The following is a 15,642-nucleotide window of genomic DNA, read 5'->3' as shown; positions in this document are numbered from 1 at the left end:
AAAGAAGGCCTAAATTTTAACAAATAGAAGGGCAGAAGAAAATAAAAAAAGCCTGCTTAAGCAGGCTTTAACATTTACTTTTTCAGGATTTGGTTCATGAGGTTTTTGATGGTTTGGTCTTGGAAGAGTTGGTCGTCCTTGGTCTTTAAAAAGCTGTCTACATCCTGGTTTCTTTTGACTTCCTGGTTTTTAATGGTGGCCGTCATTTGGTCCACAATTTGCCGCATGGCTACAGAATAGTCGGTGAGCTTGCTGGTAAGGCCGGCGGCACTTAGGGAGTCGTCGCTTAAAAAGGCGGCCTTGTAGTCTTCCAGGATGCCGGGAAGGGCTTGGGAGACCTTGCTAAAAAGAGCATGGCTTTCTTGGAATCTTGCAGGAGCCTGGAGGGCTTCCATTTCCTTGGCGGTGGAGACGATTTGGCCACCTACTTGGGCCATCTTTTGTCCCACTTGGTCCTTGCTGTACTTGTTAAAGTCCCGGAAGGCCAGGTTGCGGAAGTTGGCCAGTTCTTGAACCAGGACTTGTTGCTTTTGGTCAAAGTTTTTCACATAGGCCACTTCTTCAGGATTTAAGTGGGTCAGGTCCACTCCTTCCAGGAAGGACTTGGCTACATTTTTTCCGGCTAGGTTATCATCTGTCAAAAGAACGGTTTGGTTTTTTTGGTCCCAATCTACCTTGACACCCAGGTTTTCAGCTACAAAGCGCAGGGGCACAAAGGTCCTTTCTTGGCTGGCATAGGGGGCAATATCCATGGTGGATTTTTTCCCTTGGCTTTCCAGGGTCTTTTTCCCCAGCCAGAGCTTGATTTGCTTTTGGCCCTTGGCAATGGAAACGGATTGGTCTTTTTGGAACCAGTCCACCTTGTAGCCCAGGGCTTCTGAAACAAAACGCAGGGGCACAAAGGTTCTTTGGGACTTGACTTGGGGGGCGACATCCCCCTTGATTTCTTGGCCGTTTAATAGGATCTTAATGGGTGAGGCGGCGTAAATTCCTTGGCTTAAAACCAGGCAGGCAGCTAGGCCTAAGCCGGCTAATTTTTTATGCATACTTGCTCCTTTTATTCTTCATCTGTAGTGGATTTTGAAGAAGTCTTTGTGGATTCTTTGCTCTTAGATTCACTGGATGTGGACTTCTTGGACTTGGATTCGTCTTGGGAAGAAGAGTCCTTGCTATCCTTGGAGGACTTGGAGGAAGATTTGGATTCTTCCTTGTCTTCCTTAGAAGAGGACTTCTTTTTTTCGTCAGAAGAGTCTTTTTTCTTATCTTCTTTTTTCCGGCTGGATTGGCCTTCTGTTTGGTCTGTCTTGGCATAGGTTTTTTCGATATAGTCCAGGACAGTGTCATTTTTTGTTGCCACTTCAATGACGGCATCCTTGCTGGTGGCTACCACATTTCCGTCTTCATCGTCCTTGTAAAAAATTAAGTATTCCTTGTTGGTGGATAGGTTTTTGGGTTCTGTAAATTCAATGTTGGACAGACTTCCCTTGTAGTTGTCCAGGATGGTTAATTCGGTTTGCCCGTCTCCAAGCTGGGTCAACTTAACCCGGCTGATGTAGTCAGACTGGGTCATGAGCTTGCGTACATCCTCCCGGCTCACACCTTGCTTGTCTTCGGAGCCTTCATTTAAGCTGGGGGAAGATTCTTCAATTTTCGGACTGGTGTTGATTGGTTTTTGGACCTTTTGATCTTGACCATCCTTTTGTCCACAGGCTGTTAAAATAAGTGCCAGGGATAAACCACTTATGGCTAGAGTTTTTTTCATACGATTCCTCCATCAAAATTGAGTCATTGCTTTTCTTTCATTATAACATACTGGTCCTGCAAAAGAAAAAAAACTTGTGGGGAATTTAAAAAGCCCTGGTTGGGGGCCTTGTCTTGATTTAGAGATTTTACAGGTCCTGGAAATATGGTATAATAAAGGCTAGATAGGTTCAGGAGAGAACCGAAAAGAAAAAAGGAGACTTTACATTGACAGAATTATTCGGTACAGATGGTATCCGGGGCATTGCCGGCCAAGCCTTAACGGCTGAATTGGCCCTGGAAGTGGGCAAGGCTGCTGGTTTTGTTTTAGGGAAAAACCAAGGCTCTTGCCTCATTGGAACAGATACCAGAGAATCTGCAAATATGTTAGAGGCTGCCCTGGCTACAGGCCTCATGAGCATGGGGATGGACGTGACCCTGGTGGGAGTCATTCCCACACCGGGGATTGCCTACTTAACTAGGACCTTAAACTATACTTGCGGCGTGGTGATCTCGGCCAGCCACAACCCCTACAACTACAATGGAATTAAATTTTTCTCCCAAGATGGCTACAAGCTGCCAGACCAGGTGGAAGAAGAATTGGAAGACTACCTCTTAAAACGCAAGGAATTTCCTGAAAATACGGAAAATTTCGGCCACTTGACCCTGGACCCCTCCCTGGCCAAGCAATACACTAGGTACCTCCAATCCCTTTGTCCCCACAAGTTAAGCGGCTTAAAAATTGCCCTGGACTGTGGAAACGGAGCCCTATCCAAGATTGCCCCCTATGTATTAACCTCTCTAGGGGCCAATGTCTTTGCCTTAAACACCAACCCCAATGGGAAAAATATCAACTTGGACTGCGGGTCCACCAACCCCAAGGTCATCCAAAACCTGGTCCTGTCTAAGGAAGCCGACCTGGGCTTTTCCTTTGACGGAGATGCAGACCGGATTATTGCCGTAGATGAAGAGGGGCGGATTGTAGACGGAGACCACATCCTGGCCATTTGTGCCCACCATCTCCATCAAAAAGACCAGCTCAATGGCGGCGTGGTTGGAACCCTTATGTCCAACCTGGGCCTGAAAAAATATCTGGAATCCATTGACGTAGACTTTATTGAAGCCAAGGTGGGAGACCGATATGTCCTGGAAGAAATGCGGGACAAGGGCTATGTCCTAGGGGGCGAACAATCGGGCCACATTATCTTTACAGACTACAATACAACAGGAGACGGCCTGGCTACCGGCCTCCACTTAATCGAAGTCATGCTGGAAAGTCAAAAGCCCCTGTCCTATTTAAATGACCTCATGACCACCTACCCCCAAGTCCTGGTCAATGCAAGAGTTCTGGACCGGAAGAAAAAAGACTACATGGCAGATGAGGTCCTGGAAAAAGCCATTGAGGCCCTTAAGAAAAAATATGAGGACAGGGGACGGATTGTCATCCGACCCTCAGGAACAGAACCCCTAATCCGGGTCATGATTGAAGGAACAGACCTCGTTGAAATGCAAGAAGATGCTCAAGTACTTGCAGACTTGATCCAAAAACAACTGGGAGGTGAATGATGAACTACCAACTTGTTGGCGACTCCAGCGTCGACTTAACTGATGAGCTTGAAAAATCCTTGGACATCCAACTGGTTGCCTTTACCATCCAAGTCGAAGGAGAAGACTTTGTGGACAAGGACCGGAGCCAAATCCAAGCCATGCGGGAGGCCATGAACGCCTCCAAGAAGGCCATTAAAACCAGCTGTCCCTCCCCCTATGACTACCAAGAGGTTTTTAACAAGGAGGCAGATGGAATTTTTGTCATTACCATTAGCGATAAACTTTCCGGGTCCTATAATTCCGCCACCCTGGCAGCCAAGGACTTCCAAGAAGAAAACCCCCAAACCAGGATCCATATCTTTAATAGCCAGTCCGCCTCTGCCGGAGAAACCAACCTAGCCTACCACATCAAGAGCCTTATGGACCAAGGCCTGGCCTTTGATGAAATTGTAGAAAAGGGGGAAAAGTTTATCCGGGAAATGGAGACCTTCTTTATCCTGGAAAGCCTCAACAACCTCATTAAAAACGGCCGGATTAGAAAGTCCGCCGGCCTCATTGCCAAGACCCTGAACATCAAACCCATTATGCAGGGGGTCAAGGGAGAAATCGAACTCTTTGAACTCAACCGGGGCTTTAAAAAATCCCTGGACAAGCTGGCCAAGGCCATTGGCAGGATTGTAGAAAAAACAGAAGGTCGGACCCTCTACATCAGCCAGTCCAATGCCGAGGAAAAGGCGGAATTTTTTAAGAAAAAAATCCTGGACCTCTACCGCTTTGACGATGTCGTGGTGGTGCCAACAGGGGGCTTGTCTTCGGCCTATGCTGATGACGGAGGCATTGTCATTAGCTTTTAAAAGCCCGAGCCTGTAAAAACCACCATAAATAGTTGCTTTTAAGACAAATTTATTGTATGATAAGAACAAAATAAAGTCATTTCTTAAATATAGGAGGAGAACCATGGCAAAAGAAAAATTTGAAAGAACGAAACCCCACGTAAACATTGGAACCATTGGTCACGTTGACCACGGTAAAACAACCCTAACAGCAGCCATTACCCTTGTACTCAACAAGAGATACGGCTCAGGAGAATTCGTAGACTACTCCAACATCGACAAGGCACCCGAAGAAAGAGAACGTGGAATCACCATTTCCACATCCCACGTAGAATACGAAACACCAAACCGTCACTACGCCCACGTAGACTGCCCAGGCCATGCCGACTACGTTAAAAACATGATCACAGGAGCAGCCCAAATGGACGGCGCCATCCTCGTAGTATCCGCAGCAGATGGACCCATGCCCCAAACCCGTGAACACATTCTACTCTCCCGCCAAGTAGGCGTACCAAAGATCGTTGTCTTCCTAAACAAAGAAGACCAAGTAGACGACCCAGAACTTATCGAATTAGTAGAAATGGAAGTTCGTGACCTCTTAAGCGAATACGAATTCGACGGAGACAACACACCCATCGTAGTAGGATCCGCCCTAAAAGCCCTAGAAGATCCAGACGGAGAATGGGGAGACAAAATCATCAAATTAATGGAAGAAGTTGACGAATACATTCCAGCACCAAAACGTGATACAGAACACCCCTTCCTAATGCCCGTAGAAGACATCTTCTCCATTACAGGACGTGGAACCGTAGCAACAGGCCGTGTAGAACGCGGAGTCGTAAAAGTAAACGACAACGTAGAAATCGTCGGATTAACCGAAGAAAAGAGAACCGTCGTCGTAACCGGCGTAGAAATGTTCAAGAAAATGCTTGACGAAGCCCAAGCCGGAGACAACATCGGAGTCTTACTACGTGGAGTCCAAAGAGACGAAATCGAACGTGGACAAGTACTGGCAGCCCCAGGAACCATCCAACCCCATACAAAATTTGAAGCAGAAGTATACGTACTAACCAAAGAAGAAGGTGGACGTCATACCCCGTTCTTCAACGGTTATAGACCCCAATTCTACTTCAGAACCACAGACGTAACCGGTGACATCCAATTAGCCGATGGCGTAGAAATGGTAATGCCAGGAGACAACGCAACCTTTACCGTAACCCTAATCACCCCAATTGCCATGGACGAAGGACTTCGTTTCGCAATTCGTGAAGGAGGACGTACAGTAGGAGCAGGAGTTGTATCCAAATTATTAAGCTAAGAGCTTAGAAACTTACAAGGCAGGTATCGAAAGATGCCTGTCTTTTTTTCTTTTGGGCTTTTATCTTTTCCATCTTTCGATATAATAAAGAGAGGAAGAAAAGGAAAGAAAGGAAAGAAAAGATGCTTGAACTTAAAATAGAAAAAAACTTTGCCCATATTAGCCTGGACAGGCCCAATAAACTCAATGCCCTGAACAGGGACTTGATTGAGGCTATTGACCAGTGTATGGACCAGGTCCTGGAAAATGACCGGGTCAAGGCCGTCTACCTGGACTCCACCAGCCCCCGGGCCTTTTGTGCCGGTGGGGATGTGGTGGACATCTACAAGAAGGTCCAAGCCACAGGGGAAGACCCCATTCCCTATTTTGAAAGAGAATTTCGCCTGGACAAGAAGATGGCCAAATTTCCCAAGCCCATTCTTGTAGCCTACAGGGGCATTGCCATGGGAGGAGGCCTGGGTCTCAGCATGGACTGTCCTATAAGGATTGCCGATGAAAGTACCCGGATGGCCATGCCAGAAGCCCGGCTGGGTATGGTGCCAGATGTAGGCATGGGTTATTTCTTTTCCAAAATGGACCGGGCCATGGCCCTCTATATGTCCCTAACGGGAAGCCAAATCAACGGCCGGGATGCCTTGGACCTGGGTTGGGCCAGCCATACCATTTCTTCAAATTCCTGGGAAAATTTTGAAGGAGACCTTTTTGACCTGGACCTGGAAGGCCTAAGCAGGGAAGAAGTCTTGAGAAAAATCCAAGATCTTTTAGGGGACTACCAAAAAGACCTGGCCCCCCTCCACAGTCCCCAGGACCTGGAAAAAATCCAAGACCTCTTTGGGGCCAAGACCCTGAAGGAAATTAAGGAAAGGGTGAAAGACCGAGATGGGGACCTCTACCAAGACTTGGAAGAAGCCTCCCTCCTGTCCCTGGCCCTTATCTATTTAAAATACGACTATGGCAAGTATTGGACCCGGGAAGAAACTCTTGACATGGACCTGAGGGTCATTGACTATTGCTTTAAGGAAGGAGACATGGTGGAGGGGATTCGGACAGTGATGGTGGACAAGGAAGACCAGCCTTCCTTTAAATACCAAGACCTGGAAGACCTGCCCTGGGAAGACCTCCACCGCCTATTGGGAGGAAAATAAATGGAAAAAGAAAAAAAGACGAATTTTTTTGCCTATCTCTTGCCGGCCCTGCTGGTCCTGGATCTTTTTTACTACTATAGCCACAAGACCAACACCGTGGCTGTGGCCTATATTTACGGGGCCCTCTTTGTTGCCAGCTACTTTTGCCTTTTGGCCGCTTGGAAGGGCCGGAGAAAAAAGACCCAAGAAAATTAAAAAAATTTTGAACCTTTCCAGGTCTCATGACCAATTCTAAGTGAAGGGGGCAAATATGAACTTCAACCAGCAGATGATTCAAGAATATGGTCCTGACCTCTACCGATTTTGTCTGACCTTGACCAAGGATAGGGGCCGGGCAGATGACCTCTACCAAGACAGCTTTGTCCTGGCCCTGACCTATGACCGGGATATAGACCCGGAGGGCTTTCGGTCTCTTTTGTTCCGGATTGCCCATAGGAAGTGGCAGGACGGCCGGAGAAAATGGGCCCGGAGGAATCGAATTGCACCAGAGACTTCTGAGGACCTCCTCTTTAGCCTGGTGGACCAGGGGCCCAGCCTGGAAGACCAGGTCTTGGAAAGAGAAAAATCCAAAGAGGTCAACCGGGCAATCTTAGACCTGCCAGACCCCATGCGGGAGGTGGTCTTGCTCTTTTACATGGCTGACTACAGCCTAAAAGAGATTGCCCAAAGCCTTGACTTGCCAGAGGGAACGGTCAAAAGCCGCCTCCACTATGCCAAGGAGACCTTAAAAGAAAACTTAAAGGAGTACCGTCATGACCAATGATTGGATGGATGACCTATTAAAAGAAGAAGTCCATAAAGAAATCCGGGTTCCCAGCCACTTGGACCGGGAAATCCGGGCCAGGTTAGAGGATAGGGAAGAAAAAAATCCCATCAACGGCTATATACTAGGCCTCTTGGTCCTAAGCTTCATCTACCAGTGGGGACTTTTTGCCCCGGCCTTGAAGTATCTCAGTGCCTATTTGAGTCCGGGAAAACTCCTGGCCCTGGCCTGTATCTGCCTGGAGGTTCTAGGCCTGAGTCTGCTGTTTGCCTTAGTTTTAATTCACCAATGGAAAAAAGGAGAGATTTAAATGCAAATTGCAAGTATAGTACCCTTATTTATGATGATCCCTATGTTAATGCTACTGGCCTCTTCCATCTTATTCGCCGTTTGGGTCTATAAGGATGCCGAAGCAAATGGAGAAAATGGCCTCTTGTGGCTTTTGGTGGTCTTGGTTGTTCCCAATGTCTTGGGAATTGTCCTCTACCTGCTTTTGGTCAAGAGGGAAAAACAAGTCCGTTGTGGAAATTGCCAACACATGAACAGCTACAAGGCAGATTATTGTGAAATTTGTGGAAGCCCCTTGGACAAGGATATCATGAAAGAAAGTGAAACCAACCCTCTTTGGAAGTGGGCTTTAGGCTTATTGGTCCTAGGGATTCTAACCATTTTAGTATTTTTCTTTGCAGCCATGGTCTATGGTCCTTCTGTTCAATAAATGAGAAGACAGACAATCCTAGGATTGTCTGTTTTTTATTTTATCTTTTCCAGGGACTAATGGTATAATAGTAAAAAAAGAAGGAGGTTCTTATGGCAAAAGATGTAATTGTAGCCTTGGATTTTTCGGGAAAAGAAGAGGCTTATGAATTTTTAGACAAGTTTGACCAAGCCATTTACACCAAGGTGGGCATGGAGTTGTTTTATAAGGAAGGCCCTGACATTGTCCGGGAAATTAAAAAAAGAGGCCACAAGGTCTTTTTGGACTTGAAATTTCATGACATTCCCAATACTGTTTGGGGAGCTGTCCGGTCAGTTTTGGACCTGGATGTGGACATGGTCAACCTCCACATTCCAGCAGGGAAAAAGGCCATCCAAGGGGCCCGGGAAATTTTGGACCAAGCCAAGTCCTCCACCATCCTCTTGGGGGTTACCGTCTTAACCAGTATGGAGGAAGAGGACCTAAGAGACCTGTCCATCCAAGGCAGCCTAAAGGATGTGGTAAAGTCCTATGGGAAATTAGGCCTGGATGCTGGTCTCCATGGCCTGGTTTGCTCGGCCCAAGAAGTAGCAGACTTGAAAAAAGACCTGGGGAACTTTATTGCCGTAACTCCGGGAATCCGTCCTGGTGGTCAAGCTGGTCAAGATGACCAAAAAAGAACCATGACCCCGGCCCAAGCAGCCAAGGCTGGCTCAGACTATATTGTCGTTGGCCGTCCCATCCGTAATGCCCAAGATCCCCTGGAAGCTTATAGGGCCATCAAGGCAGAATTTCTCAAGGAGGAAGTATGAAACACGTAGCAGAAACCCTATTAGATATTAAAGCCGTCAGCCTGTCTCCCAAGGACCCCTTTACCTGGGCCTCAGGAATCAAGTCGCCCATCTATTGTGACAACCGCCTCTTAATGAGCTATCCCCAAGAGTGGAGCATCGTCATTGAAGCCTTGATTTCTCTGATCCACGAAAAATATCCCCATGTAAACTATATTATGGGCACAGCCACTGCGGGAATTCCCCACGCTGCTCTCATTGCCAGCCGTTTAAAACTTCCCATGGGTTTTGTCCGGTCCAAGGCCAAGGACCATGGCAAGGCCAAGCAAATTGAAGGGGAGATTTTCCCTGGAGCCAAGGCCTTGGTTATTGAAGACCTCTTTTCCACAGGAGGGTCCTCCATTGAAGCCGCCAAGGTTTGCCAAGAAGCAGGCTTTGATGTCATTGGCGTTTTGAGCATCTTTACCTATGACCTGGACCGCTGCCAAGAAAACTTTCAAAAGGCAGGCTTGGACCACCATTCTGCAAGTAATTTAACGGAACTCCTAGACCTTTCCGTAGAACGGGGAGACATTAGCACCGGGGAAAGGCAGGAAATTTTAACCTGGAAGGAAAGTCTGTAAGAGAATCCTTGCCGGATAAAAACTAGAAGGAGCCCCTATGAACACCCTGATCGTTACCGGAATACTACTTTTGGCCCTGGTGGCCATTCGAATCTCTAGCAAGTCGGGTCTCCCGGCCCTCCTACTCTTCTTGGGTCTGGGAATTGCCTTTGCTGCCGGAGGCTGGAACTTTAATGACTATGGTCTGGCGGACCAAATCGCATCCATGTCCTTGATGATCATTATGTTTTACGGGGGCTTTGGAACCAATTGGTCCATGGGTCAGTCGGTGGCCCGGGAAGCAATTCTTCTTTCGTCCTTGGGTGTGGTTCTGACAGCTGGTTTAACGGGACTTTTTTGCCACTATGTCTTACATTTTGGCCTGATGGAATCCATGCTCTTGGGAGCAGTGGTGGGGTCCACAGACTATGCCTCGGTATCCAGTATCATGGTATCCAAAAAATTGAACCTCAAGTACAATACCGCCTCACTTTTGGAAATTGAATCCGGCTCCAATGACCCGACAGCCTATACCATGACCATGGTCTTTTTGGCCATCCTAACAGGGTCAGACCTTTCTGTACCGGTCTTGATTTTCCGTCAGATATTTTTTGGGGGCCTGGTGGGTTTTTCTGTAGGCTACCTTTGCCTAAGCGTTGTGAGAAAGTACAAATTCAACGAAGATGGCCTCTTTGTGGTCTTTATTGCTGCCTTGATGTTGGGGGTGTATGGAATGAGTAACCTCATTGGAGGCAATGGCTTTTTAGCTCTCTACATTGCTGGGATTATCCTGGGTAACAATGAGTATGTAGGAAAAAAGGAGGTGGTCTTTTTCTACGATGGCCTTTCCCACTTGGTTCAAATCATGCTCTTCTTCCTCTTGGGACTTCTGTCCAATCCCCAGGACATCTTCCATGCTCTACCCCTGGGTCTTGCCATTATGGCCTTTATGACCCTGGTGGCCAGACCCTTGTCCGTCCTAGGCCTCATGACTCCCTTCCGCTTGAAGAAGAACCAGCTGGCCTTGATTTCCCTGGCAGGGATTCGTGGAGCTGCAGCTATTGCCTTTGCCATTATGGCCGTCAATACAGGAGCGGGCCTGGATATTGACCTCTTCCATATTGTCTTTGCCATCTGCCTATTTTCTCTTTTAATCCAAGGGTCTCTTATGGCCTGGGCCACCAAGATTTTGAAGATGTTTGACCCCAATGATACGGTCCTTAAGACCTTTAACTACTACCAGGACAAGTCCAAGCTGGGCTTTATTCAAACTAGGGTTACAGACCAGTCCATGTTTGTAGGGATGAAGATCAAGGACCTCAAGATGGTTTTTAACTTTATCATTGCCAAAATTGAACGGGATGGCAAGACCATCATCCCCCGAGGGGAGACAGTCTTGAAAAAGGGTGACATCATTGTCATGGGGGGAGAAAGCCACTTTGACCAGTCCGGCCAGTCCTTGCTAGAAATTAAATTGGCCCCCTGCCATGCCTGGGTGGGAGAAAAAATCAAGGACCTGGATATTGGGGAAAATGAATTAATCGTCATGCTCCAAACAGCCCAAGGAGGGCTGGAAATCCCTCGGGGAGACACCGTCCTCCAGGTGGATGACCGGGTGGTTTTACTCCAGGGAGAAAAATTAAAAGAAGCCATTGACCACGAAAGTGGACAATAAAAAAAGGAATCTCCTTCGGGGGGCTTTTCATTTTGGGAAAACCTTCAAATCCATTGACGAAAGGAAAGTACAGGAATACAATAGATAATGAGAGATAATATATTTTTGTGATTTTTTGTACGATGATGTTAAGGTCATGAAAGGAGAGAGGAATGAAGCGAGTACACATTCTACTACTCTTTATCTTGTTTTTCCTGGTGGGGGGGGGGTACAGCCTACGCCCAGTCCGTAGAAGATAAGGCACCGGTAGACCAACCTAAAATACAGAAAGAAGCTGTATCCACGCCTAGAGAAAATAAGATAGAGACCAGCCAGGCAAGGGATACGTCCACGAAGAAAGAAAGTGCAGAACCGGTCCAAGAAAAGCCTGCCCTGGAAGGTTTGGACTCAGAAAAAGGAACACAGGTTGAAGAAAAATCTGAAAAAGATGACCTGAAAGAAGACGCAGCTGAAGTGCCAGCTGAAAAAGATAGCCTGAAAAAAGAAACGACAGAACCAGCGGAAGCGAAAGAAAATGGTCCAAAAGAAGAAGCAGCTCAAATACCAGCTGAAGAAGAGGTAGCTCAAAAGAAAGATGGGGAAAATTCAACTTCAGAAGAAGTGAAAGACCCATCAGAAAAGACTGATAAAGAAGATAAGACGATCCAAGAAGAAAAAGATGTAGATAAATCTGCCTTGGAGGATCAAGAAAAGGAAGCCACTGAAGAGGGCCTAGTTTTAGAAAAAGGCACCACTTTGGATCCTAAAGCTTTAATGGCAAAGGCACCAGAGGCTGAAGGGACGGATTCCAATCGTGTAGAAGTAGATTCTTTTGATTCATTAAAAAAAGCAATTGAAAGTGTAGTTTCTGGAGAAAAAAAGACTATCATAGTTAAAAAGAACATTGATATTACTGGAACTATCACGATTCCAAAAGGCGCAGACATTATTCTAATATCTAGTAATGAAAAGGCTGCAGATGGCAAATGGAAGCCCATTGAACAGCCTAAAGACTATGCCGAAGATGGTGAAAAGAAACAAAGAGAAATTATCAAAGAAGCCAGAGACCGAGGAGATAAAGCTATTGAAGCGACTGAAATTGGCATCTCGGGAGAGGATGAATACACCTACACATTCGGCAATGATGATATCGTCCTCAAAAACGAATCAGGTGGAACTTTATTTGACGTTCAAGGCAAACTAACTCTTGGCGACGAAAACAACTCCATCAATTTCGACGGAAATGAAGCTATAGGTACATTTTTTATAGTTCAAGGAGATGGTGTGCTGACCCTGAAAAACGGCGTCATCGCCAACGGTAAAAACAAAATTGCCGGACACGCACCTGTTGAAGTTAAAGATGGCGGAAAATTTATCATGGAAGGCGGAAGGATTACTGCCAACGAAATAAAAGAAGATACGGGATATTCACTTAATGCAGGTGGTGTGATGGTGTCTCCCGGTGGAAAATTCATCATGAACAACGGGATGATTGACCACAATATCGGCGCCGCCGGCGGTGTATTAGCCGGGGATTTATTTGGCGCCAAAGGCAAAGATATTGTAAAAAAACCGGAAGATGCAGCTGTTGTGGAAATGAACGGCGGCTATATTGTTTCCAATAAGACGAGAGGCGGGCGACAACTGGCCGGCGGTATCGCTGTTATGACAGGTGGCACCCTTAACTTAAATGATGGAATCATCGCGAACAATATAGGAAACACCCGCGCCGGGGGCATCCTCATCTCGGATAATTATATCGTTGATTCTCGTGAAAAAGGATTAAGAAAAGCAACGACACCGAGCACTCCCTATGATGACTATATTCGAGTCAATAAAGCGGAAGCTAATTTCAAGGGCGGCTTAATTTATAAAAATTCGACGCCTGAACGAGGTGGCGGTGTATTTGTAGACTCCAACCGAGTAACCTTTGAACGCGTGATGATTTTAAATAACACGGCAAAAACATTTGGCGGAGGCATTTATGTATCCTACGCACCGAGAACTCAAAAATTAGAAAATGTTTTAATCACTGAAAATCATGCCATTAAAGGCACCGTTGTTAGTTCTAATGATAATGGAACACCGGGAACCGGTGGTGGCATTTGGAATTGTGCCTATGGATCCAGTCATTACGGTGACGGTCACAGTGTCTACGTTTACAACAACACATCTTTTCTTGGCAAAGGTTCCGATTACAGTTATGCCAAAAGAGGTGTTCCGTTTGAGTTAAATGGCAAGCGGATTGAAGATCAATTTTATATTTTCTTATCGCCGATTACGAAAGACCATCACTTTATAAAGTTTGTAAACGACGACGGTAGCGGGAAACTCATACCGGAAAATATGTCCTATGTAAAAAATGAAATTCTCCTGAAGGCAATTTACGATGACGCTTTAAAAGCCGAAGCATGGAAGAATTCAGGAACATTCATCCTTGGGAATGAATCCGGTAATGGCGCCGGCTATGGTTCTAATGCCGATAACTATAATCCCAAGGACGAAGGGGACGTGGAATTCCACTTTAAGAAGAAGTGGGATGAAAAGATCGATAAGAGCGAATATGAAAATAAAGATATTCACGTGGATATTTTTATCGTTCCTTTGGACAAGGACGAAGTTTATGTTCGCAGCCAATATGGCCAAGATCCCGACTTGTATAAATACGGCGAAGTGGTCTTAAATCAAGGAAACAATTGGCAAGCAAGTTTCTCGAAAAATACTTTCAGCAACTACACCCTAACCAAGGACAACGGGCTTCCCTTCACTAAGGAAGAATTGAAAGCAATGGGTTACAAGTACTTGGTCATGGAAAGAGAAACGGATTACGCTACCTCTATTGAAGAAACAAATGCAGAGGCTCCCGTGCACCCCGGTACAGTTCATATTTCCAGAGATAAGACCACGGCATACGGCGGACGTTATGACGCCGGTAATCACAACGCAGATTTTTACTTCTATGAGCTAAATAAAGACGGCACCCTTTCATATATCGGGAAATCGACCAAAACAGGAAACAGTGGAATCAACGCAGAATTTTCCCATGAGATTTTGTCGGGCAATATTAAAGATGTAGTTCCCTACGGAAAAAATAGAAAATTAACAGAAGACGAAAGATTGAAAGGATGGATGGGTTATAGTGAAAGTGCCGAAAAGTATTCGATCTTCGTAGAAAAGACGGATAACGGCATTGTCCTTTACGTCCCCTATATTTGGACAGAACGTTGGGACAGCGGAGCAAGCGGCATCAAGGTCGTGAAAAAAGATGTACCTCCTGTAGAGAAAAAAGATTTTTACGGCTATGAATTTACCATCAGCAACAGGCCCTTTACCGAAGCCAAGATCAAAAAGACCTGGAAGATGCTTACGGAAGAAGAAATCAGACAAGCTCTGGGTGAGTACGGGACGAGTGTTGAAGTAAAGAACAGGGCCATTCCGGATCAAGTCACCTTCTATATCCTAAAAGACGGCGAGCGCATAGTTGTCGATTACAGGCGCGACGCAAACGGAAAGGTCTACCCGATTTACAAAACCGTCACCCTGACGAAAGCGGGCGGCTGGCAAGGAGTGATTACCAAGCTGGATCCCCTGTATCTGGAAAAGAACCGTTACGGCATTGAAGAAGAAGCCCTGGAAGGCTTTAAAATGTCCTATAAACTCAAGAAGGTACTTGTCGATCCCCGAAAAGATGGGGATGATGAGAAAGACAATGTAAAAATTCAATTCCGCTTATCCAGAGAATATGCTTTCTTCTCATCGATTGGTTCTTGGATTATGAAACAACCCGGCTATATTCCCCAAGATAGTAATAAAATCATTAATGAGGAGCCCTTTAGTAAATTAGTGGGAAATATTACCGTGCGCCTGATTGTCGACGGACAAATTAGAGAGCAAAAGGTTATGACGTGGAATGGAAGTTCTCTTAATGATGATGACTTATTGTTCGGCTATGACGAAGAAAAACCTATTATTGTCGATGCCAAGGGTCACCATATTAGAGTCAGATACTATAACAGCATGAATGAAAATTGGGGTTACCACGATCCCGGATACACCAGTGTAAACCTCTTCTTAAAGAAAGATGAAAAAGGCGTTTACACCCTGTATGTTCCGAATATGTTGGTCAATGGAAACTTTGCCAAGATCTTTAAGGTGACGGAAAAAGATTTGGTAGGAGAAGGAAAAGACAGCTATTATCCTGAAATCAAAGACTTTAACCCCAATCCGAAAAACCTTGAACCCTATTACGAATATATTTTCGAGGTAACCAATCAGGAACTTCCTCCTGAAAGACCGCCCCATAATCCGCCTCATGAACCGCCAGAAGAACCAGAGGAACCACCGGTTATTCCACCAGAAGAGCCAGAAGAACCTCCAGTGATTCCAGTGGAACCACCAGTGACACCAAAGAAACCAGGCGGAGCACCTCAAACAGGCGTGGAATCTGTAGGGTCTTATATCCTATTAGCGATGACTTCTACCTTAGGTTTAGGCTATATGCGGAGGAAAAAACATTAAATTCCTTGATTTAAAAGGTTCTATAATAAATGT

The 15,642-nt window shown here is 45.9% G+C and carries 14 protein-coding genes; 12 read left to right on the top strand and 2 right to left on the bottom strand.

Annotated elements, in window-relative coordinates:
* Positions 1 to 74 precede the first annotated feature (74 nt).
* The gene (locus tag BQ7400_RS06390; RefSeq protein ID WP_072469838.1) at positions 75 to 1,046 is read right to left on the bottom strand and encodes a copper amine oxidase N-terminal domain-containing protein; all 972 of its coding nucleotides are present in this window, start codon (positions 1,044 to 1,046) and stop codon (positions 75 to 77) included.
* A gap of 11 nt (positions 1,047 to 1,057) precedes the next feature.
* Positions 1,058 to 1,762: a hypothetical protein gene (locus BQ7400_RS06385; protein WP_072469837.1), complete on the bottom strand. Its 705-nt coding sequence runs from the start codon at positions 1,760 to 1,762 to the stop codon at positions 1,058 to 1,060.
* A 206-nt stretch (positions 1,763 to 1,968) separates the two neighbouring features.
* Here BQ7400_RS06385 and glmM point away from each other — a divergent pair, with 206 nt between their 5' ends.
* From glmM to BQ7400_RS10620, 12 genes are all read left to right on the top strand, one after another.
* On the top strand, positions 1,969 to 3,306 hold the full coding sequence (gene glmM / locus BQ7400_RS06380; RefSeq protein WP_072469836.1) for a phosphoglucosamine mutase: 1,338 nt from the start codon (positions 1,969 to 1,971) through the stop codon (positions 3,304 to 3,306).
* Positions 3,306 to 4,142 (top strand): DegV family protein, encoded by an 837-nt coding sequence (locus tag BQ7400_RS06375; protein WP_072469835.1) that lies wholly within the window; start codon positions 3,306 to 3,308, stop codon positions 4,140 to 4,142. The genes glmM and BQ7400_RS06375 overlap by 1 nt, the downstream gene beginning before the upstream one ends.
* A gap of 103 nt (positions 4,143 to 4,245) precedes the next feature.
* The gene (gene tuf, locus BQ7400_RS06370) at positions 4,246 to 5,439 is read left to right on the top strand and encodes an elongation factor Tu (protein WP_034441062.1); all 1,194 of its coding nucleotides are present in this window, start codon (positions 4,246 to 4,248) and stop codon (positions 5,437 to 5,439) included.
* A 122-nt stretch (positions 5,440 to 5,561) separates the two neighbouring features.
* On the top strand, positions 5,562 to 6,584 hold the full coding sequence (locus BQ7400_RS06365) for an enoyl-CoA hydratase/isomerase family protein (RefSeq protein ID WP_072469834.1): 1,023 nt from the start codon (positions 5,562 to 5,564) through the stop codon (positions 6,582 to 6,584).
* Positions 6,585 to 6,779, top strand: a complete 195-nt coding sequence (locus tag BQ7400_RS06360) for a hypothetical protein (protein ID WP_072469833.1) — start codon at positions 6,585 to 6,587, stop codon at positions 6,777 to 6,779.
* A 55-nt stretch (positions 6,780 to 6,834) separates the two neighbouring features.
* Positions 6,835 to 7,347, top strand: coding sequence for an RNA polymerase sigma factor (locus tag BQ7400_RS06355; RefSeq protein ID WP_072469832.1), 513 nt, complete (start codon positions 6,835 to 6,837; stop codon positions 7,345 to 7,347).
* A complete protein-coding gene (locus BQ7400_RS06350) occupies positions 7,337 to 7,657 on the top strand; it encodes a hypothetical protein (protein WP_034440920.1) in 321 nt (106 codons plus the stop codon). The genes BQ7400_RS06355 and BQ7400_RS06350 overlap by 11 nt, the downstream gene beginning before the upstream one ends.
* Entirely contained in the window at positions 7,658 to 8,065 is a 408-nt protein-coding gene (locus BQ7400_RS06345) for a PLDc N-terminal domain-containing protein (RefSeq protein ID WP_034440921.1), read from the top strand.
* Positions 8,066 to 8,157: 92 nt separating this feature from the next.
* A complete protein-coding gene (pyrF, locus tag BQ7400_RS06340; protein ID WP_072469831.1) occupies positions 8,158 to 8,856 on the top strand; it encodes an orotidine-5'-phosphate decarboxylase in 699 nt (232 codons plus the stop codon).
* On the top strand, positions 8,853 to 9,458 hold the full coding sequence (gene pyrE, locus BQ7400_RS06335) for an orotate phosphoribosyltransferase (RefSeq protein WP_034440923.1): 606 nt from the start codon (positions 8,853 to 8,855) through the stop codon (positions 9,456 to 9,458). The genes pyrF and pyrE overlap by 4 nt, the downstream gene beginning before the upstream one ends.
* Positions 9,459 to 9,495: 37 nt before the next feature.
* Positions 9,496 to 11,112, top strand: coding sequence for a potassium/proton antiporter (locus BQ7400_RS06330; protein ID WP_072469830.1), 1,617 nt, complete (start codon positions 9,496 to 9,498; stop codon positions 11,110 to 11,112).
* 381 nt (positions 11,113 to 11,493) lie between these two features.
* Positions 11,494 to 15,609, top strand: coding sequence for a hypothetical protein (locus BQ7400_RS10620; RefSeq protein ID WP_072469829.1), 4,116 nt, complete (start codon positions 11,494 to 11,496; stop codon positions 15,607 to 15,609).
* The last annotated feature ends 33 nt before the right edge of the window (positions 15,610 to 15,642 follow it).

Origin of the sequence: Urinicoccus massiliensis (genome assembly GCF_900120405.1) — a bacterium.
Taxonomy (GTDB): Bacteria; Bacillota; Clostridia; order Tissierellales; family Peptoniphilaceae; genus Urinicoccus; species Urinicoccus massiliensis.
Note: the sequence above shows the minus strand (reverse complement) of the source record. Positions and strands in the feature narration are given on the sequence as shown.